The organism is Novosphingobium sediminicola (assembly GCF_014196525.1).
Taxonomy (GTDB): Bacteria; Pseudomonadota; Alphaproteobacteria; order Sphingomonadales; family Sphingomonadaceae; genus Novosphingobium; species Novosphingobium sediminicola.
This window is the reverse complement of sequence record NZ_JACIDX010000001.1, coordinates 313,514-339,503: the sequence shown is the minus strand read 5'-3', so window position 1 is coordinate 339,503 and position 25,990 is coordinate 313,514. Positions and strand designations below refer to the sequence as shown.

The window sequence follows — 25,990 nt, the reverse complement described above, 5'->3', positions numbered from 1 at the left end:
GGTTTCGTCTTTGATGTTCTGGAAGAGGTTTTCGTCGGCGGCCATTTCGCGGGCAAAGGCAAAGATGATTTCCGCGATTCGATTCGGAACGGGCGGATCGGTGCTCGGCATCAGGCGGCCTTTCTGTTCTTTTTCTGCGCCTCGACATGGCAATCGCGGCAGCGCCATGGGCCGTGCGATCCGTTGAGGCTGTGGGTGGGGTGGAGCAGGCCGCAATCGGCGCAGCCTTCGGGTTTCCATGGGCGCGTCATGCGGTGACGCCCGGCAAGGGTGCCCCGACCGCGCCTTGGGCGCTGATCGGGGCGGTGCGACCCGCAGGGCGGGGAAGGGCGGTGAGTTCGGCCAAGGCTGCGCCGGAGAGGGCGCCGAGCAGGAGGGCGATGCTCCAGAGAAAGGCGCCGCGTGAGGGCGGCTCTGGGCAGGCCATCACGCGTTGAGGCAGGCAAGGGCGCTGCATTGCACGGCGCCCGCGATCACGCGGTCAACGGCCAGCAGCGCGGTGGTGAAAAGCAGGGCGGTCGTGGCGATGATGAAAGCGGCTTTGGGCATGGTGGGCCTCGCTGTCAGGAGGGATCGAACATGGAAATTTGCCCATCGTCGGCCTCCTCACGCGGGGGCGGCAGGACGTGGGGGATTTGATCGCGCGGGCAGGCCTTGAGCTTGAGATCGGCGCGGTCGAGAAGGCCGGGATTGAAGAAGTGGACAAAGACCAGCTCAAACATGCCGGTCATGGTGCAGCCGGTGTTGGTGCAATGGGCATCGATATGTTTGACGGTCTCGGTCTGGCGTTCGGACCGGCGGATGAACATCGGCGCATCGCATTTGGGGCAGGTGATGAAAGCCTTGCCCTTCGCCTGTCCCCCGCCCGAGCGCAGGCGGAATTCGAGCGGCGCATAGACCAGCGGGCGATGGCCCAGCGCGCCTTCGCCGCTCATGCGTGGGCCTCGCGGCTTTCGATGCCGGCCACACTGGCATGCAGGGCGTGGATGGCATCCTCGGCTTCCTTGCGGGCGTTGCGGATACTGGCGCGGTCGCCCGTTTGGGCCGCGATGATCAGGGCCGAGACGGCTTCGCCCGCTTCCTTGGCCACGATGGCCGTGAGCGTGGTCAGATCGGCCAGCCCGGCATTGGCAGCCATATCGGCAATATCCAGACGCATCGTCATCAGCCGGTGAAAGGGCCGGTGATCGCCGCCCGCCTCGATATAGGCGCGGTCGAGCCTTTCGGCGTCGATCATACGGATCTGTTTCTGGCATTCCGGTTCGGCCCAATAGCGCGCCGAGCGCGAGGACACGCCGCAGATGCCCGCGACCGTATCCCAGCCCAGCACCTTGGCCACGGCCAGCATCGTGTTTTCATAGGTGAGCGGTTCGCGGCGCAGGGTCATGCCGAGGCTCCGTCACGCAAAGCCGTGCCGCGATTGAACGCGACGAGGGAGGCGCCATGATCTACGTCCAGAAAGCGGGCCGGAGCGGCGGGGATTTCAGCGGGATAGATATCAGGGCGCAGGTGATGGCGGGAAATCCCGGTGGCGGTTTCGACAGCCAATACATGGATCGGTGGGAGGCGGCGGGTTTGCAGCCATTTCCAGACTGTGGGTTGCGAAACGCCGCAAATGCGGGCGAGGGCGGATTGCGAGCCAGCCTTGTTAAGCGCGGCTTGCAGGGCTTCAAAGGGTGTGGGCGCGTTGGACATGTCCGCATGGGTATTTCAAAAGCTATAGGTAAGTCAATATCAAATACGATATGGCGAGCTATAGCTGTTTCTATAGCTCAGTTTGTGTGAGCATCGGGGACCGAATCAATAGCCAATTGAAGGCGCTTAATCTGTCTCAGGCAGAACTGGCGCGCCGTGTCGGCGTCGCACAGCCGACAATCAACAATCTGATTAATCGTAATAAAGTGGGGACAAAATATCTCCATAAGATCGCGGCGGAGCTGCGGACGACACCTGCTTATTTGTCAGGTGAAACTGACGATCCTAGCGAAGGCTATGTCGCGCCGCCTTCCATTGAGGTTGTGGCTGAAGACTTAGGGCTTGTACCTGTTCGCGAGTTCGATCTCACGCTGGGCATGGGGGCGAGTTTTCTCGACAGCGAGCCAAACTACAAGGTTCAGCATTTTCCGCGCGAATGGCTGCGTGCCTTTACCCATAGTCCGCCAGAAGATCTGTTCTTCGCCCATGCGGTTGGAGATTCCATGCAGCCGACCATGGTGAGCGGCGACATCGTCCTGATCGACCGGCGCCAGCAGGTGGTGGACAATGCCGATCTGATCTGGGCCATGACCTATGAAGGCATGGGTATGATCAAGCGTATCGGCCCGGCCCGTGGAGGCCAGATCGAAATTATTTCCGATAACCAATCCGTTCGCTCGCGCTTCGTCATGCCGGAAGATGTTCACATAATCGGCAGGATTGTCGCGGTGGTTCGGAAGATGTGACGTTTTGCTCAGACCCGTTAGCACTGACGGGGTGAGCAATAATTGGGAGCGATTAGTGACTGGTGCTAAGGTCGGACCAGTCGGTCTCATCTGGGACAAAATCCCCACATAATCTGCTGTTAGTTCTGCCTACGCAGACGCCTAAAGTCAGTGCTTTTAGAAGTACCTAAATCTCTCAACTGTTTAATTTAATATATTAAGTCCTGTTTGCCATAGGCGCCAGCATATCCGCCACCAATCGGCCGAGTGCGCCCGCTAGTGGCGGTGGGACTGCGTTTCCTATTTGGCGCGCAATTTCTACCTTTGTTCCGATGAACCTAAAGTCATCAGGGAAACCCATCAGTCGTGCCGCTTCGCGATGAGTGATCGGGCGGTGAGCCTCTGGATGAAGGTAGCGACCCTTTTCAGGCTTATAAAACTCAGTTCGAATGGTAACCGATGGGCGATCCCACCACAGCCTTCCAAATAGATCTGTACCACCTGATGTTTTCCGTATCCAGCAGCTTGGAGTGAGTTCTGGAGCATTGCGATGGAGGTCGAAACGGTTCCCTCCGGGGGGGACAGCTTCATACCGTGCTATGCTTTTTTCCGTTGGTGTCCTCCGAATATGAAGGTTCAGAGGTGCGGGTCCCCCAATTTCTAATTTAACAGGCGCAGGCAAGTCTGCGATCGCATCACGCACGGTACGCCATGGCGGTAAATTCAAGCCAAGACTTGGTTCGGCATGAGTTTTTAGTGGAGGAAATTCAGGCTGCCAAAGGCTATCCTTCCATCCTACAACAATTGTGCGTCGACGATTCTGCGGCGTACCGTAATCTGCTGCATTTAAAATAGCAGCCTTCGTTTGAAAGCCAAGTTCAACAGCACGGCTGCGAATTCCATCCAGTTCGCCAGAACGAAATAGTTCTGCAACATTCTCCATAACGAAGATGCGAGCATTTGAACGAGCAACAACATCCAGAAAGGGCTCCCAAAGGGCGCGTCTGGCATCCCCGCTGCGCTTCATGTTGAGGAGGCTAAACCCTTGGCATGGTGGCCCGCCAATCACTACGTCGGCAAGCGGCACATCGGAATGTTCGAGCCAGTCTGCGATATTGCCGCACACTGACTCACCGTCAAAATTTTCTTGATGAGTGGCGATCGCAGCAGCATCGCTGTCAACCGCGACCACGCTGCTGAAACCTCCGCAGAAACGGGGGTCCGTGAAGCCCAGCGACATACCGCCAGCCCCACAAAATAGATCGATCAATTTCCACGTCATTAGCCCCCTTGACACGAAATTTTACCCACATGCAACCAGCCAGAGCAGCTTCTCTAGGGCCTTTGGTCAAGAGTAAGGGCCGTTATCCGTCAGACCCAGATTTTCCATATCGCACATAATCGACACCAATGCGGGACTGGTGACCACCTGCTAAATGCTGAAAGCGCGCAGCATAGTGCGGTCGCAACTGACTGACTGCGAAAACTTCCGTGCGCACAGAGCGTAGTTCATCCTCATTCGGTTTTAACTCGTGGAATGCGAAGCCATACTTTTGCCAAACATCGTGACCAGTAAATCCATTTTTCTCAAGCAAGCAAGTGATCGGACGTGGTTGCCGTGTCTTTGCCTCTGTCGCACGAAGAAATATGTGATCTTCCCCTACAGTAACAAAAATTGCTGCTCCCTGCTCGGCTTCTGCGAGCACGCTACTAGGGCGTCCTTTTTCAAGCTTTAACAAGGTCATTGGCCTGAATGGATGCACCGAAAATTGCCAGCTAAATTCATCACTGTGTTTACGTGGCACCATGTCGCAGGCAGGCGAGACACACAGCCACCAGTGGTCTTTGCTCGCATCGCACAAAATGGAGCCAACCGTGACGTGGCCGCCTCGGAATGGATCTGCAGAGAGATATTCGTTTAGGGCATGCAGTACCTCACATGGCATGCTTTCATTGAAGTCCAAGCCAGCAGCGGCAACTGCATCCCTAACCAAATCGATTTCTGACTTGGTTTCAAGATCTCCGAATGGAGTTACTGCAAGCTGAGTTACACATTGCCCAAACCGACTCAGGTTCGATGTCGGAACGGACATTTGTCCACGGATAGACTCTTCAATTGTCTCGATTAAGCGCAGGTTTAGCGCCTCCAAAACTGCTTCTTTCCCTCCATCAGCTCCGCAATGCATGCGAAGCATATGGTACATCCAACCAGCCTTTAGCTTGTTGGATGGCATGCGGGAGTGGTCGAATGCATACGAGTGGTGCTCTAGCTCATTTTGGAGTTCAGACACCAGAAGTTGTAAGACGCTCGGGTTCCAAGTGACCAGAGCCCGGTCCAGGTGATCAAAAATGGTTTGTTCAGCCTGCTCATCTCCGACAGGCTTAGATACTAGACAAACAAAGAGGCTCCCAACATTGATGTAGCGGGAATTTCCGCCGGGGCTTCCTTCGATCACCCGAGCGCATGAGCCGTCAGCTAAAGCGCCATGCCGTTTGATGGCTGCTCGATGAATCAGAATCGTAAGCAGCTCAGATCCTGATTTGGCTGGAATACCGGTTTGTTTTACGAGGTCATTAATTAAATCCTTGTAATTTTTTATTTTCTTTAATCCTCCTTGAACGAAATTTTGCAGCATTTCATCAGTAACGAAATTCACATGACCATCTGGATCGATATCCTCCAATAATTGATCCAAGTCTTGGCCGCCGAGATCAAGATCGTTTCCGAGATCTTCTTTTTCACGCCAGCCGCCATGCAAGCGAACTGCGGAACGCGTCCAAACTTGATCTAGTTCGTCGCGGGTGTAGATTACAACTAAATTAAAGTGCGGGCTAATTGAAAGTCCGCAGAGGACATTGACGGCGCTTTCGCAATCTCCATGATCATTAGGATTTAAATTCCAGTCGAGTACCACCAGATCACTCTTCCGGATCTTTTCCAAGAACGCATCATCCACATGTCCAACAACGTTTTCTACGTCACAGACAATCTTATTTTCATGCATAAGGCGGTAGAGGCGCCTAGCATCATCCACGTCTTGAAAATTTTCACGAATTTCATCTTGGTCCTGCATGGCGAGCAGGTCGATGTAAGTCGGAAAGCGATCATCGATCAAGATGGCAGACTGCACTGCTCTTTTTCGCAGGGTTTCAACTATTGCGTCTTCGTAGGTGGCTAGCTCAGCCATGGGTCATGCCTCGAAACTCTATGATAAAATTGGCACCGGGCAGGATTTTTGGATCATCTTGTCCAGCATAACGGATGTCATGATGTGATACAGCAAGGTTCAGTTTGCAAAGATGTAATCCTACACCGCGTCCATTCGTACGGCGTGTAAAGAACAGATCAAAGAGGTTGGCTACATCGTCGGGATCAACGCCTAGACCGGAGTCCGCAAGCACAACGAGGTCGTTCACACAGTCGAGCGTAATTTTCCGATTATCGACAAATCTCACCCAATATAGCGCGTTATTAACTAGATTGATAAAAACCGGAAGGAGTCGAGACCTTAAGTCTGTCACTCGGATGGAGCGAAATGATTTCGTTGCTTCAAAAATTATCCGATCATCTTTAAATCGGCGCTGAAAGAAGTTCTCAACGAAATTTGCTACAAACTCACCGGTGATTGTCTCCCGAGAGCGGTAGCCTGCAAGTCTTAAGGGGGCTAAAAATCGGAGGCGTTCGGTAATCGCAGTGTGTGCCTCAAAGGCTAGGCGAAACGCATCACTTTTTTTAATTTCCTGTGGAAGTCGGTGCAGATTACGGCGTACTTCAGCATCCATTGTATCAAGCTCATGCCCGATGATTTCGATCGCGATTCCCATTTGTGCCAGAACATTGAATTCATTGACACGGCGATCTAGCTGTACACGCTCATTCTCGGTGACAGTTAAGGCTCCATCTAGGTCGATGTCATTGCGCAGTTGTTCTAGTGCTCTCAAAAACGGCTCATAACGGGCCGCAAAGTCTTCATCGAGCTCGGCAGCGATGGCATCTAATCCATTCAGCACTGTTGATAGACGTAACCCATTCCCAAGATCCCCTAATAGAGGACTGGCGCGCAGATAGTATTGCTTGAAATCAGATTCCGCCTGTGAGTGCCATTTGCCACGCAATTCGACCATCTGCCCATCGATCGTGCGACGGTAACGGTCGATTTTTGCGCTTAACCTCGATTGGTTGCTGTGCAACCTTCGTGTTGCAACATCTTCTGGATCCTCGACGCGAAGGCTTTCCAAGGCCGCAGACAACTCGCTCCCTAGAGACTCGCTAGTGGCACTAAGTGCCCGATAATCGTCTCTGTAGCGTCGGTAGGCAACCTCTTGATCTCCCAGGCGGGCTGGAAGTGGCGGAAGTCGCAAGCGGTCGCGATCTTGTTGAAGCTTTTCGACTTCATCAGCGATGATTGCAACTTCTCCTGCGTCTTGGACTTCTATGGCGACCGCGAGCCGTTGGCGAAGTGCAACTGAATGCGCAACCGCATGGCGGGTCGCGTCGGCATTTTCTTTTAAAAAACGCCTGAATGTCGAAGATCTAGCGCGAGTGGACTTATTCGCGGCTTCCTTTGCCAGTTTGTTACGCTTTTGAATTTCAGGCAATTCATCATTACGTATGTCAGAATCCGTGCCAAAATACCTTTTGCCCACGGTGCTTAGCAAATCCGTTACAAGTATTTGAAGTTCGCGAAATGCGCGATTGTCGACCAATCCCTCGCGACCAGCCTTGTCACGTAGGTTAGGGTTATTTTCTCTATTAAAAGCAGTGCGCCCAAAACTGCGGCGATGTGACCAGAAGTTACGCCCCGCGTGTCTAGATCGCCTCTCTTCGATTTGATATAAGTCGGCCTCCGGATTTCCGTAGGGCATAATTCGCAAATTATCTCGATAGACGTAAACGCCGCCGTATTTTTCCGCCTTCGCGTACATGGCTGCATGGATCTCATCGGAATGCGTCGAACTATCAGCCATTACTTCGAATGTGCCGATACAGAATGAGAATGGGCCTAAGCGCTCACGTGCAGCGCGTGGAGGTGGCCTGCGGGGGACGTGGACGATTTCGCCTCTATCTTTGCCAAAAACTCTCAACTTTCCCCGAAACACACCCGCTTCGTCAAAGTCCCCTTCGATCGAGTGTTCAAGTGAACGAAACTCATCAAGGCCAAATACGTCATTTGCACTTACCAATGATCGCCGAAATCCACCTTGATGAATTACCACCTCGTAATCGAATGCCTCGCGGCGCTCTTGAAATGGGTCAGTGAAGCCGGTCAGCGTCCTGATCAAATCCAAGCGCACGGTCTGAATCTCTGCATCGTCATCCGAAGCAGAGGTGCTAACCTGTACAGAAAGCTCGCGGTGGACGCCTAGCAAGAGAATTGCGGTGCCTGTCTCTTTGGCGCCTCCATAAGCTGGCCAATCTAGCAAATGACGATCTGAGATGACAACGTCTTGGAATGATAATATTCGATCTGATGTAGTCTCAACAAGACCGATAGATCGTTCATAATCGTCAAAACGGGTCCATGCATCTACCAGTCGATCACAGCGAGGGTCATCGTTACTAGGGGCTACGTTCGCTGCAAGTGTCGATCGCATCGATGTCAAAAGCGGAGTGAGCTCATCTAAGCTCTTGAAGCTTTCAACGGCGACTGCAATGTCTTCAAGTGCAAGGAACGGATTTTCGAATAAACGCCAGTCGACCATTACTGCCGCAAAATCGTGCTCCCTACGTTTCGATAGAATGAGGGTAACAGGAGCTAAAAATGCAGCTGATAAGCGCCCGATGCCTTTTTCACCTTGGCGTGGGCGGGGTAAATGTCCGGGCGGTATATCTGTGCGATCGGAGTCATTACGAATTTTTGAGTCAGTTCCGACAACCAACCAGCGCTCGAGAAAATCTTCTCTGGACATTCCAATGCCGTCGTCAAAAATCGCGGCAATTGGAGTTGCGCCATCGTAAATATGCAAAGACACAGCATCAGCATAAGCATCGTATGCATTCTTCCAAAGCTCGCTAACGGCTGTCGGACAGTCAGCTATCTGCCCGCGACCCAGATGGTCGATTGTCCTCGCTCTAGTCTGAAAGGTAATACGCGACGGTGTCATTGTGAGGTGGGAGCGACCTGCTCCAAAAATGCAATTCCGAACACAAACTATCTCCCCATGTCATACGGACCAAAGCATTGGTATGATACGACTTCACTGCACATTATTGAACAGCACAAAATTGGCGAGAATGCTAGGATTCTTCGTGGTCAGATTGACAAAAATTACCAGATCGGTTGCAATCGGCAGTCGGACTCTGTTTCGCTCGTAACTGAGCGGCATGCTGTGTTCTATCCGTTCAAATTTCCTGCCGGTGACAAGTCGCAAAAATGGTGGTGTTAGCCGCAACATGCATGGCAGTCCCATTGCGTTTTTTGACCAGTGGCTTCCTATTCAGCGTGGTTGTCATCGCCTTAGGCGCCGGATAAAGGAGTGCAGGCGGAAATGTCTGGAATTTGATACTTCATCTTGTAGGTATTATTGATTTTTCAAATGGTTAGCGAAATGCCGATAAAACTTCCATGGCGTCGAAATGCCCATGGAGTTTGTTGGCAGGGCCGCCCCCGATTTGCGCCTTCAGACAATGGAGTTAGCGAAGGAGAAATTTGGATACCTGAGGCTTTTGGTTGCTGCATACGGAAGCAGCTAACCAGTAGGGCATAACATTGGCTTCACTCGCCACTGAATGTTTGCCAGCTCGCCACGGATCGATGTGATCGCGGAGATGTTAATATAGGGGCACTACGCCCCCTCCAACCTGACCATCTGCCGCAGGCCCTTGTCCGCCATCGTCGTCTCGACGCTCTCTATCAGCCACTTGGTATCGCTGACCGCCTTGCTCCAGCCTTTGAGCGTCACGCCCTGATTTGGCCGCAACCGGCAATCGGCCACAGCCAGATAATATTCGAACTTGCTCTTGGCGCGCAGGCGCTTGGCGAGGTTGGATTTGGCGGCGCGGGTGGCGCTGCTCTTGCTGGCGTAGATGTGTTTGAGCCGGTAGGCATCGCCTGCCCCCTGCGAGACCGTCTTGCGCGCGCCGGATGCGCCATCGTGATATTGCGCCTCGACGCCCTTCTGCCCGCCTCGCTCGGCGCGGATAAAGCGCCAGTTCCAGCCATCCTGCCGCGTCAGGGTGATCGTCGGAATGCTCTTCCCGCCCGCCGTGGTGGTTCCGCCCTTGGGCAGGATCAGGATCTTGCGGTCTTTCCATGTCGCCACCGCATCGAAGCGTTTGCCCAGATCCTGTACCAGCGCCATGTCGGACTTGTTGTGCTGCTCCAGCGCCTCAATGGGCTGGGCGGCCAGATCGGGGTGGACGCGGGCGGTGATGCCGTGGCGCGCGGCGATTTCACTGATCAGCGCGCCCAGCGTGGTGTCATGCCAGACGCGGTTGCGGCGCTTGGCATAGGTGCCGGCCAGATCCGCCGAGCGAGCGCGGATGACAATCTGGTCGGGCGGGCCGCTCTCCTCGACCTCATCGACACGGAACCGGCCCTTGTCGACAAGGCCCACCGGAAAGGCATCGAAGCGACTTTCCCAGCCCAGCGCGAGGCTGAGGATCTGGCCCGCGCTGGGCACGGCCAGCTTGCCGTCCGCATTTTGCAGCGAGAGCGTCAGCTCGTCGGCGGAACCATCGCGCTTTTCCACCAAGGTGAGCGAGAGGAAGCGCGGGTCGATCTTGTCGGCCAGATCGGTGCCATTTTCGAGCTTAAGGCGCAGGCCCGCTTTATTCGCCGCCATCATTCCACCCGCGAGAGTTCGAGCGAGAAATCCACCATGCGCGGGATGCCGCCCGCCATGATGACCTTGTGCGCCTGGTCGATGGCATCGATGCGATAGAAGCCCCAGAGCGTGCCAAGGCCATCGAGCAGCGGGAAGGCGTCGCCGGTATCGCCCATCTCGATCAGGAAGGTAAGCGCGCCGTAATGGCCCGCGACCTCGGGAATGATCGTGCCCGCGATGCTGACATGATCGTCGCCCGGCCCGGCAAACTGGCTGACAGGGCGGGCAAGGAAGCGGTCATTCTGCTCATGCCGCCAGTTGATGCGCCGCGAGAGCTGGTCGTAAGCTGCCTGCTCCATCCCAAACGTGAACAGGCCCAGCGACATCAGCACGGCGGGCGAGAGCAGGTCGCGCTGGCTGATCGTGACCGGGTTGCCCAGATCGGTCAGGCTGGTGGAAGTCAGATCGGCCATCAGCGACCATCTCCTGCGTTCATGTTGGATCGTGCCGCCACGCCCTGCGCATGGTCCATTTTGAGCATCACGCGGCGGGCGATTTCTTCCTCGCTCTGGCCGGGGGCGGGATGGACGTTGATGGTGACCGGGCCGCGCCCGGCAGCGCCAGCGCCAACACCGGCGGCAGCGGGCCGGATCGGGGCGAGAGCGGGGAAGGGGTTAGCAGGTTTGGCCCCGGCCCAATTGGCTTTGGGGGCGGGGGCCTGCGCGCCGGGCTTGGGCGCGCCGCCCAGCCCCAACTTTTCCTTGATCCAGTCCCAATTCTGATAGGCGGCCACGCCCGCGCCCACGGCCAGCAGGAACCAGCCTGCCGGATTGGTGAGCATGAAGGCGGCCAGCCCGCGCAGGGCCACCAGCAGGCCGGTGATGATGCCGGGCACCGACGCAGCGGCGCTGCCCAGAAAGGACATGCCGCCCGCAAGCCGGGGGAAGATGGCGACCACGCCGCCCAGCGTCTCGAACTGCTTGAGCAGCCGATAGCCGGTGGCTACCGGGCCGAGCAGACCGCCAAAGGCAAATTGGAGCGCGCCAATGCCGATGCGCGCGGCCACCAGACCGCCCAGCAGCGTCATCAGGGTCGAGGTGAGGCCGGGGTTGGCCTGCGCAAAAGCGACCACCCGGCTGATCATGCCATCGGCGGTCGTGAGGAAGCCGGTGGCAGCGGGCAGGAAGCCATTGCCCAACACAATGCCGAGACGCTGCACCGCGCCCATGAAGTCGCGCCATTTGATGCTGGCGTCCTGCGCCTCGCGCTGGGCAAAGGCCTTGTCCACGGTGCCGCCGCTTTTGGCGATATCGGCGCGCATCTTGCGGAAGTCGTCCATGTTGAGGATCAGCGAGCGGAGAGCCCCTTGGGCCTGCATATCCTCGAACAGATTGCCCATCTTGGCCGTGTCGCCCTTGGTGGCCTTCTGGGTCAGATCGGCGATGGTTTCCAAGGGCGTCTTGCCCTCGCGCGCGGCCTTTTTGAGCGCCTTGGGCAGGTCGATGCCGAATTTGGCGAATTTCTTGACCGTCTCGGGCGACTGGATCTTGGAAAGCAGGTTCTGGATATTGTTGGCGGCCTGATCGGCGTCCCCCGCGCCGCGCCGGGCGATCTGGAGCGCGGCGGCCAGATCCGCGACCGCAGGCGTGCCCTTTTGCCCCAGCGCCTGCATCTGCGCGGTGAGCGAGGGAAACCAGCGGGCCATATCCTTGACCTCGAAGGCCCCGGCATTGCCCGAGGCGGCCATGATATCGAGCGCGCGTGCGGTCTCACCCAGCGGCACTTTCAGGTTGTTGAGGTTGGAAAAGGCCGCATTGGCGCCATCGGCCAGTTCGACCTTGAAGGCGGTGCCGAGGCGACCGATGGGGCCGATCATTTCGATGGCCTTGCGCGGATCGAGGCCGAGGCCCGCGAGCGTGTCGATGCCGCTGCGCATATCCTCGGGCAATTGGTGAGCTACTTTCGACAGGTCGAGAATGCGCGCGGCCATGCGGGCGGTTTCCTCGTTCGAGAGTTCCGCCTTCTGCTGGATATCGACCATGCCGCTGGAGAAATCCATCGCGGCCTTGCTGGCGAGGATGAAGGGGGTGGCCATGCCGACGCCGCCCAGCACATTGTCCTGCCCGCGCTGGCGCAGATCGGCGCCGCGCCGGGTAATCACATTGGCATCGGCGCGGATCGCGGCCAGCCTCTTCTGGCGCTCGAGCTGGCGGTTGGTCTGGGCAAGCTGCGCCTCGAGGGCGCGTTCCTTCTCGATCAGTTGCGTCATATTGCCCGCGCCCTTGGCCATATCGGCCTGCACCGCGCGCAACTGATTATCGAGCTTCTTGGTCTCACCGGTCAACGCCTTGATCGATTTGGAGCCATCGCGGCCAAGGCCCACGATGTTCTTCATCACCCCGGTCATCTTGTCGATGCCGATGAAATTGACCAGCAGCGAGAGCTTCTTGTCGCTCATGCCTCACCTTCCTTGCCCGCCCACATGCGGTCCCAACTGGCGACGGCAAGGCCGCGCCAGAGGATCAGTTCGTCCAGCGTGAGGGCCGCAATCTCGGAGAGCGGCCAGTGGAAGATGGCGGCAATATCGGCCATCAGCTCTTCGGCGCGTGCTGCTCGATCATCATCTCCAGCAGCTTCCTCTCGCCCTGCGTCATAAAAAAATCGCGGATCGCGCCCCCGATTTCCGCAAGGTCTGCCGGGTCGAGGTCATCGGCTTCGGCCTGCGTGATGGGCGGCATGGTGATGCGCGGGGTGACGGTGAGGATGGCGGTGATGTCGAGCGAGAGCAGGCTTTGAAGCGAGAGGCCGCGCAGTTGGCCTGCGCTGGGCTTGCGGATGGTCAGGCTCTCGATCGAGGTCTCGCCGCGCTTGATCGGGGCGACGAGGGCAAAGGTATGGCTGGCGGAGCTTTCGGACATGAGCGGGGCTTTCAGGATGCGCGGGGCGGGGAAGGGGCCGGTGGCAGGGGATGGCGCCACCGGCCCACCGGCATGCACGGCGCCCCGCAAAAGGACCGCGTGCCGGATCTGGAAAGGGGGCGGATTACCCTGCGAGGATGGCCATGATCTCGGCATAGCGATCGACGCCGCCGACAATGTAGATGCCGTTGATCATGTCGATTTCGACCTCGACCAGGCCATTCACCTCGCGGCGGTAATAGGTGAGGTCGGCCTTGTATTTGTGTTCGGTCTGCTCGCCCGGCTTGTCCTTGCCGAAGTCGATCTCGTTGAAGCTGCCGCGCATGTAGATATCGACGGCCTGCGGGGCGCTGTTGCTGTTGGCCTGATAGGCGCAGACGAGGCGGATGCGGGTGTCATCCTGCCCAAACTGGCGGACAAGGCCGGTCTCATGGCCGCCGAAGGTGAGCGTGGCCTCCATGGCTTCAAGGCCATTCTTGACCTTGACGGTGCCGGGCATGCCGCCGCCGCGCCAGTCATTGGTGCCCTCGGCAAGTTTGGGCTGTTCGAATTCGCCGATGACGCCGCGATAATCGACGCCATTGACGAAGCTGTTGAGGTTTTTGAGGGTGCGAGGCAGGCCCATGGGACGCTCCTGTCAGAAGGGGGACGAAAGGGATCGGGCGTGATCAGGCCGCGACCTGCGAGGCGAAGTCGCTGTAGAATTCCTCGGTGATGGCAAAATCGACCGTGGGATTTTCGAAAGGCGCGCAGGGGGTGAAGCGCAGCGCAAACTTGGGACGCCCGGCGGCGAGTTCCGCGCTGGTGTTGCCGGTGGCGGCGAGTTCCACCTTGGCGCCCATGATCCACCCATCAGTGGCCAGATCCTTGAACTTCATGTTGCAGCTTTCGAGCAGATCCTTGACCAGCGCGACCGTCATCGGCTTGTCGAAGGACGGGCCAAAGGCCTCGATCACGATATCCTGCAGCGCGTGGAGCGTGCGGACGGCGCTTTCGAAGCGATATTCGCTATGATCATCGCCCGCGCAGGTGGTGTTGCCCCAGAAGCGGAAGCCGCCGAATTCGCGGATGATCGTGACGATATCGGCATCATTGAGGGTGCCCGCCTCGGTGCTGCTGTCCAGCAGATCGAAGGCAATGTTGCGGATCGTCGCGGTAACGCCATCGAGCGCGACATTGCTGATCGTCTTGTGCCAGCCCGTCTCTTCATCGATCCGCGCGCGCAGGCCCAGTGCGCGGGCGGTGGCGTCACCGATGAAGGTCGGCGAGGTGTTGGGCCAGATCAGCGTCAATTCGCGCGCCGAGTAGCTTTCCCGATAGGTGATGACCTCGGCATCACTCTCGCCGATCGCGCGGGCATAGGCACGGCCCCGCAGGCGTTTGGCGGCGATCGCGAGTTGGGCGGTGACGGTGGCGGTATCGAGGCCGGGGGCGCCGAGGATGCGCGGGCGGACGCCCACCGCGCTCTTGGCCGCGATCAGGGTGGGCATGGCGCCGATCACGTTGGTGCTGGTCTCGGTATCGTCCTCGCCTTCCTCCACGCGCAGCACCACCAGAACCGGGGTGACCTGATCGGCGATGGCCTCGAGCGTGGGGAGCAGGGTGCCGCCGGTGCCTGCCTTGCCGATGGCCTCGGCGATGTTGGTGATCAGCACCGGCGTGCCCAGCGGAAAGGCCGCATTGAGCGCGGTGGTGGCCACGCCTGCCGCCGCGCTGGCGGTGGCGATGATGCCAATCACGGCCATACTGGAGGTGGCGAGGCTGCGCGCCCCGCTGGTGGATTCGGTGAGGGTGAGGCCGTGGGGCATGGCGGTTCCTTTGCGTCAGGCGGCGGTTCAGAAGGTGATGGGGGAGAGGGTGGCGGGCCTGCCGGTGTCGGCGCGTTGCCCGCTGATCTGGATGGTGAGCTGGCCCAGAGCGGGCGCGCCGAACAGGCGGACGCGGGCGATGGAGAGGCGCGGCTCCCATTGGCGGATGGCCAGCACGGTGGCGGCGCGGATCAGCATGGGGGTGGCGGCGTTGATCGGTGCGTCGATCAGGCTGGGGATCAGCGATCCGTAATCGCGCAGCATGATGCGCGAGCCGATGGGCGTGGTGAGGATATCGACCACCGACTGCGCCAGATGCGCATCGCCCGAGATGGGCTTTCCAGTCGTGGCGTCCATTCCGTTCATGGGGAATGGGATGCCTGCCCGCGCGCGCGGGGGCCAGCGGGGGGCGAGGTAAGGGGACGGTTTACCGGGGTGTCAGGTGGGGCGGGGTACACCCATTTTGTCACTCAGGACGCACAGCTTTGATTCCAGAAGAAACAATTCTGAGTGACGTGCGGTATTCTCTCTGCACGGACTTAGCCTGAATTCGATAATGCGGATAATTGCCATTGCGCTGAGCGCTCATTAACCCCATAAACGATTCATGGCTGAAAAACGGGTCAAAGTCTCTGTTAAGAAAAAGCGCGGCGTGCTGGCTAAGCGTGGCAAGGGCAAGTTGCTCCAAGTCGCATCATCTGGCGCTCCATTTTTTGTATATCGTGGCCTAAAGATTAAGCCTAGCTTCAAGAGCGATGAGCGGGCCAAAGAGCTGGAGCTATTGATGCGCGAATATGCCTCGAGGGCTCATGTCTTCTCGGAATGATTCGCTAAACCAGCTGGTTTTCATCAACTGCCCTTTTGATTCAGAATATCTGGAGATATTCCGAGCGATCGTTTTCACCGTCAAAGCGTGTGGCTTTACGCCAAGAACGGCACTGGACGTGAGTGATTCAGGCGAGACGCGCATCAAAAAAATCGTCGATCTAATCGCGGAATGTGATCGAGGAATTCATGACATTTCTGCGGTCACGCTGGATAAAATGACCAGTATGCCGCGTTTCAACATGCCACTTGAGCTTGGTATGTCTCTGGGCTTGAAAATGAAGGGCAATCATAGGCAGCGCCGAAAACGCATTCTTATCTTAGATGAGAAAAAGCATCAGTATGACATGTCCACGTCAGATATTAGCGGTCAGGATATTAGCGCGCACGGAGGCAAGCCTGAGAAGGCCATAACATGTGTGCGTGATTGGCTAGCTCAGGACCGTGATTCCGCTTTGGCCCCCTTACCTGGCGGCATGGCGTTGAAAGATGATTACGATATCGTTCGAAAGCTCATTGATGCCATGATCGCAGAGCATCGGCTAGATCTATGGGAGAAGCTTAGTCACCCAGACTATCTGCGTTCGCTTGATTCCGGCCTTGCCGTTCTGGCAAACCCGCCCAAGCTTGATGACTAGGTTATCTTAATCGGATGACTGTCAGATTTTAATCATGATCGCTGGCTAATCGCCTTTCAGTGCTGCAGAAACAGAGGATCGTTTTCAAACATCGCGTTTACGACCGCTGTCGATCATTTTGGTCGCACAAGTGCTTCTATAGCAATAAAAGATTTTGTTCTATGCTGTCCTACACGCGCGAGATCTGCCCCGCCGCGTCATTGATCCGGTCTCTGGCGCGATCGACCGCGCTTTCGATCTGGGCGACCTTGGCTGTCAGCGCGGCGAGCTGGGCGACATGCTTGTGATAGGCAGCGACCTGCGGGGCGATCTGGGCCGTGATGAAGTCGGTGATCCATGTCACGATCTTAGCGGGGTCAATCGTGGGCGGATTGAGCAGGGCCAGCAGCGGTGAGAGCATCTGGATCTCCCAAGCGATGATTTCGAGCTGGCCGGTGATGGGCTGAACCCCGTCCTCGACCGCCTGTTGCAGGTCGGACAGGGTCAGAGCGGTATTGATGCGCGCGATCAGGGCATCAATGTACTGCTCGGCGATCAGCTCGGTGCCTTCGATATTCATCGCAAACCTCAATTGATATTGGTGATGAGGCCAGAGACGACATGGATCGTCTTGCCCGACGCGGTGAAGACGCCGGTTGCCCCGGTGCCGCTCGACAGGTTTTGGCTGGCCGCGACAGAGCCTTCGACCAGCAGCGGGCCGACGATCCTGACGCCGCCCGGCGCGGTGATCGCGACGGAGCCGCCCTCGGGCAGGGCGGCGGCCAGATGGTGGGTTTCCGGGTCATAGGAGAGGATGGCGCCATCGGCGAAGGCGATCAGTTCGGCCAGCGTTGAAGCCGGTGCCGGATGGTTGTCATTGTTGAGGCCGAGCAGCGCCACGCCATTGCCGATCTGGCCATCGGGGCAGAGCAGCACGCATTCCTCGCCCACGGTGGGCGCAGACCATCGCCGCGTAGCGCCAGCGCGCAGGGCGAGCCAGCGGATGGGCGGGCTTTCGATATCGCCATCGTCGGCATCAGGATCGCCAAAGCGCACCCGGCAGCGGGGCGGCGAGAGCGTGACGGCGCTGATCACACCGAGGCGGATCAGCGTCGAGGGATCGAGGGGGATATCGTCGTCTTCGTGAGCCATCATTCGCCGACCTTCTTGGCCCAATCATGGGCGGCCTGCGCATAGGCCCAATCGGCATCGCAGGTCAGCCAGTCGGAGCGGGTGACCCAGACGCGCGAGATGTCCGCCATGATGGCGTCGGGGGCAGGGCTTTCAAGAAGCTGGGAATCGTCGGCTTGTTCGGGGCTGGCGCGATGGGGGGCGTTTTCGCGCAGGCTGTGGCCAGCAGCAGCATAGGCAGCAAAGCGGGCATCGCCGCCTTGGACAAGCGCGGTGTGGTTCTTGTCGCCATCTTGGGCATCCTTTTTCGATTGGGCTTTGGCGGCGCGTGTGGCGGCCTGCGCTGCGTCACGTTCGGCGGTGAGGGTGGCCGCGAGTTTGGTGGCCTGACCCTGCCACTTGTCGGCGGCGCGATGGCTCGACCATCCCCAGATGGCCAGCACCAGCGCCAGCGCCGCCATCGGATGCCGCAGCAGCCATGCGGCCAGATCGGCCAGCTTGCCCCATCCGCTCCACAGGCGGATCGCGGCCAAGGCGATGCGCAGCAGCTTCATGCCGCATCCTTTCGGCAGATCGCGGCCTCGCGCTCGCGGCGGGTGACCAGACCGTCGAGCACGCGGCCACCGGCGCGGTTGAACCATGTGAGCGAAATGCAGGCCGCGCGGATCTGGCCCGCGTTGATCTGCTTGCGCATGGTACTGGCGCAATAGGTGGGCCAACCGATGTTATAGGCGAGGCTGACAGCGGCAAAGCGCACGAAATCCCGGCCCACAATGGTCAGCGCAAGGCCGGGGGTGCAGGCCATGACATGGCTTGCCGTTTCGGCAAGGCGGGCCTCCAGCAGGAGCGCGCATTGGGCCTCGGTGAAGGTCTTGCCCAGCTTGATATCCGCGCCGGTCAGGCCGTCGCAGGCCGTCGCCACCTTCACCACATCGAGGTAGGCTTTGAGGTACTGCGGCCCGCTGATATGCTGGATCGTGGCGGTCCGGGCTTGAGGCGAGACTGTGACCGCCACTTTGCGACCAGACTCTTCCATGGGCACATCGGTCAGCAGCAGCTTGCCAGTGATCGGGCCGACGATGGCCAGCAAGGTGCCCGCCAGAATGATGATCGGGCTGCGGGACTTGCCCTGCTGGGTTTCAGACAGACTGGCCATGGCCGCCTCCCTGCTGCACCAGCCGCGCGATGGTGGGCGCGGCAAACACCACGATCCCGGCCAGCGCCGAGGCCACCGGGCGCCATTGTTCCGGCACATAGGCGACAAGGCCGGTCAGGATCTGGGGCTGGGCGACCAGCGCGCCCGCCATCACCCCGGCGAGCGCTGCCATGTGCACCGACCACCAGCGCCAGCATTGGCGCACATCATCAACCAGCGTCATCGGAGGACTCCTGCTTTGCGCGGCGGGGGTTTCTGATCCACCCCAACTCGATCAGTTTCTGGACAGCGGTGAGGCAGACCACGACGAGGCCGCCCAATTGGATGAGGTGAGGCAAAGCCTCGGAAAAGCGGGCCAGAGCCATCACCGTGATGGTCAGCACCGCATCCCACCAGCGGCCCGCCTCGACTGGCAGGCGTGAGGTCAGATGGGGCGCCAGATGAGGTGGAAGCGTGGACAGATCGGTCATGACAGCCCCAGAGTTTGCGTGGCGAAAGTGGCAAGGGCGGCGCGCAGGGCCTCGCATTCGGCAAGGCTCCAGCCTGAGCCGATGGCGACAAAGGGCAGCGTCTTGGTGCAGAAATTGAGCGATCCGGCAGCGTTGCGGCCCGAAAGGACAAGGGGATAGGTGCTGGGCGCGGTGCTGGAGCTGGCCTGTGTCGATTGCGCGCTGGTGACAGCCATCGACGCGGACAGGGCAGCGGCCAGCGTGCCGTGCATCAGGTCATAGCCCGCGCTCGCCTGCCGGGTCATGGCGATGACATGGACTTCCCCGCCCACGCCCGCGAGCGGCAGGGCGCTGGTGGTCTTGCCCCCGCTGTTGTGGCAGCGGCTCAGGATCGCACCAGTGTTGGTGACGCCCAGATAGAAGGCGTCATTGCCTAGAATGTAATCGGTGCCGGTGGCCAGCAGGCCATCATCAGTGTCGGGATTGCGCAGGGCATAGCCCACCAGCACCGAGGCCGCGTTCTGGCCAAGGCCCAGCGCCGAGGGCGTCCATGCCGGATCGCCCAGCGTGAACTGGTTGGTGCTGCTGCCCGCAAAGCCAAGCCGCGCGGCCCAGCTGCGCGGCGTGTTGCTCTCATGCAGATCGATGGCGCCGGGCGCGGCCCAATTGATGCCCGCATCGCGCCGGTCGGCAAGGGCCGCTGGGATATAGAGACCATGGAGCCGGGCGAAGAAGGTGCCGCCGCTGATCGCCTTGATGGCGGCAAAGAGCGCGTCGATGGCGGCAAGGTCGCCGCTACCGGGCAGGGCATACATGGCGCGCACCGCCGCGCGCGCCTCGGCATGGGCCATGGCGGCATAGGCTGGGGCAGCGGCAGGCGCGGTGATCGTGATGGTGGCGGCCAGATCGCGGGTGATGGCGGGCGCCTCGCGCACCGCCGCGCGCAGGGTGCAGGCAAAGCTGCCCGCATCGCTGGCCACGCGCCCGCGCTGGAGCCGGTTGCCCACGATCTGCACCCGCCCGCCCGCGTCATCGAGGAGATAGGCATCGACAATCCAGCCCGCCTCGATGCCAGGCAGGTCGATCACGCCCAGCTCTGCCCCGCGCGGCGCATCGGCGGCAAGGCTCATTGCCCCGGTGATGACAATCGCGGGCAGCGGGGAAGGGAGGGCAGGCCGGGCGTAATAGCCGGGCGAGACATAGCCAAAGCCGGGGACGCCAAGGCCGGGCGCATCCCACGGCGCGGGCGAGGCAGCAGGCGCGCCGAAGGTGACCACGCCCTTGATGCTGGCGGTGGGGTGGGCGTTGAACCATGCCTGCTGCGCGCCGCCGACATGCTCGATCACCGCGCCAAAGGGCAGGCCATTGACGCGCGAGCCGGTCTGGGGGCTGATGATCTGGCCCAGCGTCCGCCCGGTCCTGCCGGTGACATGGACCTGATAGCATTCGGCCTGGGCAAGGCGGCGCCCGCCCGTGGCCGAGACATGGCCGCCCGCTTCTGTGTCATGATCGCCCAGAAACAGCGAGATCGAGCCAAAATCCTGCGGGTCGTGATCCTGATGCTCAAAGAAGCAGCGCGAGAGGATGGCCGAGGTCGAACCCATGCCGGTGGTCATGAACTGGCCGATAATCGCACCGGGCTGGTAATTGCCGCGCCCATGCACCCGGTCCATCAGCACCGCGCCGATGCGCCCGGTGGAATAGACCTGCAGCGTATCGGCATGGAGGCCCAGCGTTGCCCCATCGAGCCGCCAGAGCGTGCCGCTGGCGCCGGTGCCATTCGCGGGCATAGGCACAGCATGGGAATTGGCCAGCACCAGCCGCTTGGCGCCTTCATCGATGGCGGTGACTTCCCAATTGCTGGCAAAGGAATTGTCGGAATTGCCGACCGCGACGATCACTTCATCGCCGACCTGAATGGCGCTGGGGCTGGTCAGGCTGTCCACGGTGCAGGAGAGGGTGCCGCCCGCCATGGTGATCGATGGCATGGCGCGGCCTGCGTCATGGGCCAGATTGGTGCCGAAGACCCCGCGCATATGGACGCATTGCACATAGAGATTGGGGCGAGTGCCGCTGGTGTTGCCCAGCACGCCCATGGCGTCGGTTTCCGGGGCCAGCGCGAAATCGCCGCGCAGGCCCTCGATCATGATGCTGCGGCAGGTGGGCAGCGAGGCGACCAGGCGCAGGCCCGAGACGCCGGTGGTGCCGGTGAGATCGCCCCCGACGATGCGGGCATGGCGCCAGTCCTCGATGGCGACGCGGCCTGTGCGGGGGCTGGCGCTGCCATCGGGCAGGCCATTGCCCGATGCGCCACCGTTCTGCGTGGCCGCGATCAACAGATCCTGCGTTCCATCGCCGATGATCTGGGTAAACAGGCCAGTGATGGCGGGAATGCCGGTGCCGCGCCCCGGATAGGCGGGATCGAAATTGCTGCCCGGTTCGAGCGGATTGACCAGCGTGGGCGGGGTGAAGGCCAATTTGGCCGAGCCAAGCCAAGGGGCCGACAAAGCATGGTTGCGCCTGCTGCGCAGGGCGGCGAGCGACCCCAGCATCAGATGCCGCCCGCCAGCACGGCATGGCCAACCGCATCGACCCAGAGCGTGCCCATCGCATAGCGCGCCGCCGAGGCCATGCCGCCATTGTCGGAATGGATGGTCATGCCCGCCCCCGCGACAAAGGAGACGGTGCCGGTCCCCATTTGCGCCCATTGGCATTCAAAATCGGCGGGAAGATCCGCCGGGACCGTGACCGCGCAGGCATTGGCAAACACCAGCCGATAGGCGGCATGGGAGGGATCGAGCGTGAGCGTGGCGGCATCGACATCGAGCCGGGCGAAGCCTCCACCGGCGCCGCCACCTGCCGAACCACCAGCGGCGGCCACCAGCGCAGAGACTTGCGCGCGTTTGGTAACGCCGCCCGAGACGACGGGGATGGTTTCGGTGCCGATGGGATTGGCGAGCAGGGGAAGTTGCGAGATTTTCATGGCTGTTACCCTTCACCGATCGCGCGCCAGAAGACCGCGCGGTCGAGGTCGTCCGAGAAGACGTTGAATTGGGTGACGCTGAGCTTGTTGCCGCCCACGCTGTTGCCATTGGTGGCGCCGGGGTTGGGGCTGCGCGCGGTCACCTGCAGGTTGATGCTGTCGAAATCGGTGAAGGGGATGGGGAAGTTTTGCGCGGGCGGGCTGCCGCTCTCGCCAGCGGTCAGTTCGCCCCATTGCTCGATCAGGCCATCGGGCATTTTGCGCCAATAGCCATTGGCATTCGAGCCATAGGAAAACTCGGCGGCATCCTGCGGCGTGTAGCCGAGGCGCGCGGCGATATCGGCATACCAATCGCCATGGTGGCCATCGAGGAGATCGGCATCGAGATCGCTGTCTGCGCCATCAACCGTCTGCAGGCGGCCCAAAATCTCGGCGGCGGTGAAACTGGCCTGATTGAGCGGGGTGTAGCCAAGGCGGCCCACGATATCCGTGAAATAGGCCGGGGGCAGGCCGTGGAACAGATCGGCGTCCACCCCGCTTTCCGCGCCATCGACGCGCAGCAGCATGGCCAGCAGCGCGGCCTGCATCGCCGCCGGGGTCAGCACGCGCTGGGTATCGGTGCCAGCCCGCGCCTCGGTGATGGTGGCCAGTTCCACCACGCCCTGCCGGGTGGTAGTGGCGGGCGGGTTTGAGAAATTGGTATCGCCGAAACTGATGTTATCGGCCTGCCCCTCGGCGAGCTTGATATCCAGCACCAGCCATGAGGTGCTGGTTTCTGCCTTGGCGGCGATGGGGCCAGCCTGACCATAGACGGCAAACAGCGTGCCATCGGCCAGATAGAGCGCAAAGCCGCGATAGGTGTAGGTGGCCGCCGAAGCGTCGAGGGCGTTGAGGTGCAGTGTGTCATCGCCGACCTGCTGGCCGGACACATCGATCCGCTTGAACTCGCCGGGCAGCGCCTCAAGCGTGGAGGCGACGGTGAAGGTGGCATCAGTCAGGCCGAGCTGGGTGATGACCACCGGGCCGAGCGAGGCTGTGTCATCGCCGACAATGGCCGAAAGCCCCGCCTTGGTGAGGGTGATCAGCAGCGGGTCCATCAGATATACTCCCATGCGGCGCCATCATCGCCCTCGAGCGGTTCGCCATATTCGGTGGTCAGTTTGAGATCGTCGGCAGGATCAGGGCCGATCATCGTGGCCATGGCGCGTTCCATCGCCCATGCACGGGCGACCGCGGCCATCGGCAGGGCGGCCTTGGCGGTCACCTTCTGGCGCAGCTGGAAATGATCGCGGGCAGGTTTGACGCGGACGAGATCGCGGTACAGCTCGGCGGCGAATTCCGCCGTGGCCATAGTGTCGAACGTGCCATCGAGCGGCAGGGTGACGAAGAAGGTGAAGGGCACGCCCGAGCCGCCCGCCTCATACCAGAGGGTGAGCGTGATGCGCGGATCATAGTCGGCGATCACAGCGTCGGCGGCGGCACGGCTGCCCCGGATCTTGGCATTGGGGATCGCTTGCGCGGTGACGTCGCGGCGTTGCGCCTCGTTCCAGCTTGGGCGCCAGCGCTTGATCGACAGGCCCCATGCCAGCCATGGCAGGATGGTGGCGGGGATCGCATCGGGCCGCACCAGCGCGGTAAGTGGCGTCGGGATCGCGCCAATGCGCGCGGTGGCGCTGGCCAGCGCGTGTTCGAGCGGGCGCGCGTTGGGCGGCAGGAGGGAGGGATTATTCGCCACGGCCCGTCACCGTCAGGTTGATGCCGAGGCAATACCCGCATTGCGTGTCATCCATCGGCATGTCGGCGTCGGGGCCGGTAAGCGCGACATTGGAAATGCCCGCCACACCGATGGCGGCAAAGATATTGGCGCGGTTGATGTCGCGCCCGATCTTTCGGGCGGCGGCGACAAAGCCTTGCGCCCCGGCCAGCGCATTGGCCAGCACCACATCTCCATCGGGGCCATCGAACAGGGTGAGCGCGGCGGTGAGCGTGTAGGGGATGATCTGGACCGACTGGACGATGACCTGATCGGTCAGCGGGCAGACGCCAGCCAGGGCGGCCTCGACATGGGCGATCTGGGTGTCGGATGCCGTGCCATCGCCCGAGGCCGAGAGGATCGAGACCAGCACCACGCCGGGGCTGGGGCTGGTGACTTTGGCGTCAGCGATGGTGCTGTCGGCGGAGCGCGCGTGGAATTCGTAAGCCGATTCCGGCCCGGCCACGCTGAAGGCATCGGGGGCAAGCTGGATGCGCGCCTTGAAGGCATCATCGCCTTCATCGGTGAGGCGGGCCACGCCCAGCAGCGCGCCAAGGTGGTCAAGGTTGGTGTCGGTGGCATAGGCCAGCAGGCATTGCCGCGCGCGTTCGTTGAATTGCTGGCGGATCAGCAGCTCGCGATAGGCGGCCACCTCCAGCACCTTGATCGCCGGGTCGCTCTCGACCGTGGCGTCCCATGTGGGCAGCAGTTCCTGCACATCGGCGACCAGATCGGCGCGGATCGAGGCATAGTCGAGCGCTTCCACCACCGTGGGGGCGGGGAGCTGCGAAAGGTCGATAGCGCTGGTGCTGGTGGACATGGCCCCCTTGTGGAGGGCCTTCGCGCGCGCGGGGAGGGGATGGCAGGGTAAGGGGGCGGTTTACCGGGGGTGGATATGAAGGCCTAGAGATGACTGCTATGGCCCGAACTTGATTGTCAAATCAGCGAGATCTATTCGGGACGGTGAGCCTAACCGGCTCAATTACCCCATCTTGGCCATCCTTCGGTGCTCGGCCCTGTGGCAATTGGCGCAGAGGCACAAGAGATCAGAGATCTTGGTCTTGTGCCCCTGGTCCATTTTGCTGAGCGGAATGGTGTGATGCACGTCGAAGACTGCATCGGCGATCTTGTCGCCATAGATTGCGTACCAGTCGGTATCACAATGCTCACAGGCCAAGCGGCCATCATTAGCCGCTCGAATGGCCGCCCGCTTTTGGTTCGAAGCGTCACTGTTGCGCTGGCGTTCAACCCGAAGGTGGGTTGCCATTCGCTTATCGCCTTCGATCCAACTGCGTTCCTCGTTGTCAATGCTGACAGTGGCTGCTGCGCGATCGATTTCAGCTTTTTCAGCCTTGGCGCGTTTGCGTCGCTTGGCCTCTGTCTGTGCATCTGCTTTGTCAATGATGGCATACCCTGCCGCTTGGAGCAGTTCGAACGACGGTTGGCCCCATCCGGCTCTGAAATGATAGGGCGTGGCCTCGATTACGACACCTGCGATCTCGAGAGCCCGACCGAACACCTTCTTCGGTGCAAGCAGATCACCGTCGGCAGTCACTAGGTCATAGTCCCGCGAAGGGTCAAAATTCGGTGCATCTTTACCCGCGAGCAGCCCCGCAACGGCTTGATGGATATGCTTAGGCTGGACTCGGCGTTGCTGGTCGGATGGCAGACGCATGTTCCGTTTCGAATGAGCGGTGTTCGAAGTGGGGGTGGACGAGTTGTGAATCCTCAGATTGAGATCCGAAATGAGCGAGGAGTGCAGTCGGTCGGTTTCGATCCTCACCTGCTTTGTCGAATTACCCCCCTTGGTGCCCGGCGCCTGATTGAAGGCCTTTGCTCTTTTCCCGATCTCGGCAACCACGGAATCCGGCTCGCTAAGCGCGGCGATCTCTTGACGTGTAAGAAGGACACGCAGGTCTGGATCGGGAAAACTGCTGCGTGCCTTTTCGCTGTCGATTAGAACCCGCTCGATTTGCTGCGGCCCCTTCATTAGCCCTGCAACTATTAGGCGCAGAGCTTGGCTGTATTCGGTATTGCGAGGAGGTTGCCCCTTTGTTGCACCACCTCTACTGTGCAAGATCACTGCCCGATCATCTATCTCGACGTTGGCATCGATCTTGTTGCCGGCGAAATCAAAGATGCGAAAGATCGTCATTCGATCAA

At 60.1% G+C, this 25,990-nt stretch carries 31 protein-coding genes; 3 read left to right on the top strand and 28 right to left on the bottom strand.

Features of this window, described 5'->3' with window-relative positions:
• Positions 1-110: 110 nt before the first annotated feature.
• From GGR38_RS01695 to GGR38_RS01680, 5 genes are all read right to left on the bottom strand, one after another.
• Positions 111-251 carry a hypothetical protein gene (locus GGR38_RS01695; RefSeq protein WP_183622028.1) on the bottom strand — a complete coding sequence of 47 codons (141 nt, stop codon included), beginning with the start codon at positions 249-251 and terminating at the stop codon, positions 111-113.
• 175 nt (positions 252-426) lie between these two features.
• Positions 427-549: a hypothetical protein gene (locus GGR38_RS24385; RefSeq protein ID WP_281379348.1), complete on the bottom strand. Its 123-nt coding sequence runs from the start codon at positions 547-549 to the stop codon at positions 427-429.
• Between the two features lie 14 nt (positions 550-563).
• On the bottom strand, positions 564-935 hold the full coding sequence (locus GGR38_RS01690; RefSeq protein ID WP_183622026.1) for an ogr/Delta-like zinc finger family protein: 372 nt from the start codon (positions 933-935) through the stop codon (positions 564-566).
• Positions 932-1,387 (bottom strand): hypothetical protein, encoded by a 456-nt coding sequence (locus tag GGR38_RS01685; protein WP_183622025.1) that lies wholly within the window; start codon positions 1,385-1,387, stop codon positions 932-934. Before GGR38_RS01685 ends, GGR38_RS01690 begins: the two co-directional genes overlap by 4 nt.
• Positions 1,384-1,695, bottom strand: a complete 312-nt coding sequence (locus GGR38_RS01680) for a transcriptional regulator (RefSeq protein WP_183622023.1) — start codon at positions 1,693-1,695, stop codon at positions 1,384-1,386. The genes GGR38_RS01685 and GGR38_RS01680 overlap by 4 nt, the downstream gene beginning before the upstream one ends.
• A gap of 86 nt (positions 1,696-1,781) precedes the next feature.
• Here GGR38_RS01680 and GGR38_RS01675 point away from each other — a divergent pair, with 86 nt between their 5' ends.
• Positions 1,782-2,441 (top strand): S24 family peptidase, encoded by a 660-nt coding sequence (locus GGR38_RS01675; protein ID WP_183622021.1) that lies wholly within the window; start codon positions 1,782-1,784, stop codon positions 2,439-2,441.
• Between the two features lie 196 nt (positions 2,442-2,637).
• Here the strand turns inward: GGR38_RS01675 and GGR38_RS01670 are convergent, their stop codons facing one another.
• The 11 genes from GGR38_RS01670 to GGR38_RS01620 form a co-directional block, all read right to left on the bottom strand.
• The gene (locus tag GGR38_RS01670; protein WP_183622019.1) at positions 2,638-3,702 is read right to left on the bottom strand and encodes a DNA cytosine methyltransferase; all 1,065 of its coding nucleotides are present in this window, start codon (positions 3,700-3,702) and stop codon (positions 2,638-2,640) included.
• Positions 3,703-3,784: 82 nt separating this feature from the next.
• Positions 3,785-5,608, bottom strand: coding sequence for a response regulator receiver domain (locus GGR38_RS01665; RefSeq protein ID WP_183622017.1), 1,824 nt, complete (start codon positions 5,606-5,608; stop codon positions 3,785-3,787).
• Positions 5,601-8,525, bottom strand: coding sequence for an ATP-binding protein (locus tag GGR38_RS01660; RefSeq protein WP_183622014.1), 2,925 nt, complete (start codon positions 8,523-8,525; stop codon positions 5,601-5,603). Before GGR38_RS01660 ends, GGR38_RS01665 begins: the two co-directional genes overlap by 8 nt.
• Before the next feature lie 681 nt (positions 8,526-9,206).
• Positions 9,207-10,205: a contractile injection system protein, VgrG/Pvc8 family gene (locus GGR38_RS01655; protein ID WP_183622012.1), complete on the bottom strand. Its 999-nt coding sequence runs from the start codon at positions 10,203-10,205 to the stop codon at positions 9,207-9,209.
• A complete protein-coding gene (locus GGR38_RS01650; protein WP_183622010.1) occupies positions 10,205-10,660 on the bottom strand; it encodes a phage tail protein in 456 nt (151 codons plus the stop codon). The genes GGR38_RS01655 and GGR38_RS01650 overlap by 1 nt, the downstream gene beginning before the upstream one ends.
• On the bottom strand, positions 10,660-12,645 hold the full coding sequence (locus GGR38_RS01645; RefSeq protein WP_183622008.1) for a phage tail tape measure protein: 1,986 nt from the start codon (positions 12,643-12,645) through the stop codon (positions 10,660-10,662). The genes GGR38_RS01650 and GGR38_RS01645 overlap by 1 nt, the downstream gene beginning before the upstream one ends.
• Positions 12,642-12,779: a GpE family phage tail protein gene (locus tag GGR38_RS01640; RefSeq protein ID WP_183622006.1), complete on the bottom strand. Its 138-nt coding sequence runs from the start codon at positions 12,777-12,779 to the stop codon at positions 12,642-12,644. Before GGR38_RS01640 ends, GGR38_RS01645 begins: the two co-directional genes overlap by 4 nt.
• Positions 12,779-13,105, bottom strand: coding sequence for a phage tail assembly protein (locus GGR38_RS01635; protein WP_183622004.1), 327 nt, complete (start codon positions 13,103-13,105; stop codon positions 12,779-12,781). Before GGR38_RS01635 ends, GGR38_RS01640 begins: the two co-directional genes overlap by 1 nt.
• 124 nt (positions 13,106-13,229) lie before the next feature.
• Positions 13,230-13,730: a phage major tail tube protein gene (locus GGR38_RS01630; RefSeq protein ID WP_183622002.1), complete on the bottom strand. Its 501-nt coding sequence runs from the start codon at positions 13,728-13,730 to the stop codon at positions 13,230-13,232.
• 43 nt (positions 13,731-13,773) lie between these two features.
• Positions 13,774-14,913, bottom strand: a complete 1,140-nt coding sequence (locus GGR38_RS01625) for a phage tail sheath subtilisin-like domain-containing protein (protein WP_183621999.1) — start codon at positions 14,911-14,913, stop codon at positions 13,774-13,776.
• Between the two features lie 27 nt (positions 14,914-14,940).
• On the bottom strand, positions 14,941-15,279 hold the full coding sequence (locus tag GGR38_RS01620; RefSeq protein ID WP_183621997.1) for a GPW/gp25 family protein: 339 nt from the start codon (positions 15,277-15,279) through the stop codon (positions 14,941-14,943).
• A 241-nt stretch (positions 15,280-15,520) separates the two neighbouring features.
• On the opposite strand from GGR38_RS01620, the gene GGR38_RS01615 reads away from it, so the two are divergent.
• Positions 15,521-15,739 carry a hypothetical protein gene (locus tag GGR38_RS01615; protein ID WP_183621995.1) on the top strand — a complete coding sequence of 73 codons (219 nt, stop codon included), beginning with the start codon at positions 15,521-15,523 and terminating at the stop codon, positions 15,737-15,739.
• Complete coding sequence (locus tag GGR38_RS01610) at positions 15,723-16,376, top strand: hypothetical protein (protein ID WP_183621993.1); 654 nt, start codon at positions 15,723-15,725, stop codon at positions 16,374-16,376. Before GGR38_RS01615 ends, GGR38_RS01610 begins: the two co-directional genes overlap by 17 nt.
• A 169-nt stretch (positions 16,377-16,545) precedes the next feature.
• On the opposite strand, the gene GGR38_RS01605 is transcribed toward GGR38_RS01610, so the two are convergent.
• The 12 genes from GGR38_RS01605 to GGR38_RS01550 form a co-directional block, all read right to left on the bottom strand.
• Entirely contained in the window at positions 16,546-16,935 is a 390-nt protein-coding gene (locus GGR38_RS01605; RefSeq protein WP_183621991.1) for a hypothetical protein, read from the bottom strand.
• Between the two features lie 8 nt (positions 16,936-16,943).
• Entirely contained in the window at positions 16,944-17,510 is a 567-nt protein-coding gene (locus GGR38_RS01600) for a phage baseplate assembly protein V (protein ID WP_183621989.1), read from the bottom strand.
• A complete protein-coding gene (locus GGR38_RS01595; protein ID WP_183621987.1) occupies positions 17,507-18,040 on the bottom strand; it encodes a hypothetical protein in 534 nt (177 codons plus the stop codon). Before GGR38_RS01595 ends, GGR38_RS01600 begins: the two co-directional genes overlap by 4 nt.
• The gene (locus GGR38_RS01590; RefSeq protein ID WP_221226952.1) at positions 18,037-18,642 is read right to left on the bottom strand and encodes a lysozyme; all 606 of its coding nucleotides are present in this window, start codon (positions 18,640-18,642) and stop codon (positions 18,037-18,039) included. Before GGR38_RS01590 ends, GGR38_RS01595 begins: the two co-directional genes overlap by 4 nt.
• Positions 18,626-18,865: a DUF7940 domain-containing protein gene (locus GGR38_RS01585; protein WP_183621985.1), complete on the bottom strand. Its 240-nt coding sequence runs from the start codon at positions 18,863-18,865 to the stop codon at positions 18,626-18,628. The genes GGR38_RS01590 and GGR38_RS01585 overlap by 17 nt, the downstream gene beginning before the upstream one ends.
• Positions 18,852-19,112, bottom strand: a complete 261-nt coding sequence (locus GGR38_RS01580; protein ID WP_183621983.1) for a hypothetical protein — start codon at positions 19,110-19,112, stop codon at positions 18,852-18,854. The genes GGR38_RS01585 and GGR38_RS01580 overlap by 14 nt, the downstream gene beginning before the upstream one ends.
• Positions 19,109-21,643 (bottom strand): hypothetical protein, encoded by a 2,535-nt coding sequence (locus GGR38_RS01575; RefSeq protein ID WP_183621981.1) that lies wholly within the window; start codon positions 21,641-21,643, stop codon positions 19,109-19,111. Before GGR38_RS01575 ends, GGR38_RS01580 begins: the two co-directional genes overlap by 4 nt.
• Positions 21,643-22,074: a hypothetical protein gene (locus tag GGR38_RS01570; RefSeq protein ID WP_183621979.1), complete on the bottom strand. Its 432-nt coding sequence runs from the start codon at positions 22,072-22,074 to the stop codon at positions 21,643-21,645. Before GGR38_RS01570 ends, GGR38_RS01575 begins: the two co-directional genes overlap by 1 nt.
• Positions 22,075-22,079: 5 nt before the next feature.
• Positions 22,080-23,171 carry a gp53-like domain-containing protein gene (locus tag GGR38_RS01565; RefSeq protein WP_183621977.1) on the bottom strand — a complete coding sequence of 364 codons (1,092 nt, stop codon included), beginning with the start codon at positions 23,169-23,171 and terminating at the stop codon, positions 22,080-22,082.
• Positions 23,171-23,809 (bottom strand): phage tail protein I, encoded by a 639-nt coding sequence (locus GGR38_RS01560; RefSeq protein ID WP_183621975.1) that lies wholly within the window; start codon positions 23,807-23,809, stop codon positions 23,171-23,173. Before GGR38_RS01560 ends, GGR38_RS01565 begins: the two co-directional genes overlap by 1 nt.
• Positions 23,799-24,647, bottom strand: coding sequence for a baseplate assembly protein (locus GGR38_RS01555; RefSeq protein ID WP_183621973.1), 849 nt, complete (start codon positions 24,645-24,647; stop codon positions 23,799-23,801). Before GGR38_RS01555 ends, GGR38_RS01560 begins: the two co-directional genes overlap by 11 nt.
• A 162-nt stretch (positions 24,648-24,809) precedes the next feature.
• Positions 24,810-25,982 (bottom strand): HNH endonuclease, encoded by a 1,173-nt coding sequence (locus GGR38_RS01550; protein WP_183621971.1) that lies wholly within the window; start codon positions 25,980-25,982, stop codon positions 24,810-24,812.
• Between the last annotated feature and the right edge of the window lie 8 nt (positions 25,983-25,990).

Coding starts and splice junctions, on each gene's coding strand:
- GGR38_RS01695 (WP_183622028.1), bottom strand. CDS start 251: ATGACGCGCCCATGGAAACCCGAAGGCTGCGCCGATTGCGGCCTGCTC.
- GGR38_RS24385 (WP_281379348.1), bottom strand. CDS start 549: ATGCCCAAAGCCGCTTTCATCATCGCCACGACCGCCCTGCTTTTCACC.
- GGR38_RS01690 (WP_183622026.1), bottom strand. CDS start 935: ATGAGCGGCGAAGGCGCGCTGGGCCATCGCCCGCTGGTCTATGCGCCG.
- GGR38_RS01685 (WP_183622025.1), bottom strand. CDS start 1,387: ATGACCCTGCGCCGCGAACCGCTCACCTATGAAAACACGATGCTGGCC.
- GGR38_RS01680 (WP_183622023.1), bottom strand. CDS start 1,695: ATGTCCAACGCGCCCACACCCTTTGAAGCCCTGCAAGCCGCGCTTAAC.
- GGR38_RS01670 (WP_183622019.1), bottom strand. CDS start 3,702: ATGACGTGGAAATTGATCGATCTATTTTGTGGGGCTGGCGGTATGTCG.
- GGR38_RS01665 (WP_183622017.1), bottom strand. CDS start 5,608: ATGGCTGAGCTAGCCACCTACGAAGACGCAATAGTTGAAACCCTGCGA.
- GGR38_RS01660 (WP_183622014.1), bottom strand. CDS start 8,525: ATGACACCGTCGCGTATTACCTTTCAGACTAGAGCGAGGACAATCGAC.
- GGR38_RS01655 (WP_183622012.1), bottom strand. CDS start 10,205: ATGGCGGCGAATAAAGCGGGCCTGCGCCTTAAGCTCGAAAATGGCACC.
- GGR38_RS01650 (WP_183622010.1), bottom strand. CDS start 10,660: ATGGCCGATCTGACTTCCACCAGCCTGACCGATCTGGGCAACCCGGTC.
- GGR38_RS01645 (WP_183622008.1), bottom strand. CDS start 12,645: ATGAGCGACAAGAAGCTCTCGCTGCTGGTCAATTTCATCGGCATCGAC.
- GGR38_RS01640 (WP_183622006.1), bottom strand. CDS start 12,779: ATGGCCGATATTGCCGCCATCTTCCACTGGCCGCTCTCCGAGATTGCG.
- GGR38_RS01635 (WP_183622004.1), bottom strand. CDS start 13,105: ATGTCCGAAAGCTCCGCCAGCCATACCTTTGCCCTCGTCGCCCCGATC.
- GGR38_RS01630 (WP_183622002.1), bottom strand. CDS start 13,730: ATGGGCCTGCCTCGCACCCTCAAAAACCTCAACAGCTTCGTCAATGGC.
- GGR38_RS01625 (WP_183621999.1), bottom strand. CDS start 14,913: ATGCCCCACGGCCTCACCCTCACCGAATCCACCAGCGGGGCGCGCAGC.
- GGR38_RS01620 (WP_183621997.1), bottom strand. CDS start 15,279: ATGAACGGAATGGACGCCACGACTGGAAAGCCCATCTCGGGCGATGCG.
- GGR38_RS01615 (WP_183621995.1), top strand. CDS start 15,521: ATGGCTGAAAAACGGGTCAAAGTCTCTGTTAAGAAAAAGCGCGGCGTG.
- GGR38_RS01610 (WP_183621993.1), top strand. CDS start 15,723: ATGTCTTCTCGGAATGATTCGCTAAACCAGCTGGTTTTCATCAACTGC.
- GGR38_RS01605 (WP_183621991.1), bottom strand. CDS start 16,935: ATGAATATCGAAGGCACCGAGCTGATCGCCGAGCAGTACATTGATGCC.
- GGR38_RS01600 (WP_183621989.1), bottom strand. CDS start 17,510: ATGATGGCTCACGAAGACGACGATATCCCCCTCGATCCCTCGACGCTG.
- GGR38_RS01595 (WP_183621987.1), bottom strand. CDS start 18,040: ATGAAGCTGCTGCGCATCGCCTTGGCCGCGATCCGCCTGTGGAGCGGA.
- GGR38_RS01590 (WP_221226952.1), bottom strand. CDS start 18,642: ATGGCCAGTCTGTCTGAAACCCAGCAGGGCAAGTCCCGCAGCCCGATC.
- GGR38_RS01585 (WP_183621985.1), bottom strand. CDS start 18,865: ATGACGCTGGTTGATGATGTGCGCCAATGCTGGCGCTGGTGGTCGGTG.
- GGR38_RS01580 (WP_183621983.1), bottom strand. CDS start 19,112: ATGACCGATCTGTCCACGCTTCCACCTCATCTGGCGCCCCATCTGACC.
- GGR38_RS01575 (WP_183621981.1), bottom strand. CDS start 21,643: ATGCTGGGGTCGCTCGCCGCCCTGCGCAGCAGGCGCAACCATGCTTTG.
- GGR38_RS01570 (WP_183621979.1), bottom strand. CDS start 22,074: ATGAAAATCTCGCAACTTCCCCTGCTCGCCAATCCCATCGGCACCGAA.
- GGR38_RS01565 (WP_183621977.1), bottom strand. CDS start 23,171: ATGGACCCGCTGCTGATCACCCTCACCAAGGCGGGGCTTTCGGCCATT.
- GGR38_RS01555 (WP_183621973.1), bottom strand. CDS start 24,647: ATGTCCACCAGCACCAGCGCTATCGACCTTTCGCAGCTCCCCGCCCCC.
- GGR38_RS01550 (WP_183621971.1), bottom strand. CDS start 25,982: ATGACGATCTTTCGCATCTTTGATTTCGCCGGCAACAAGATCGATGCC.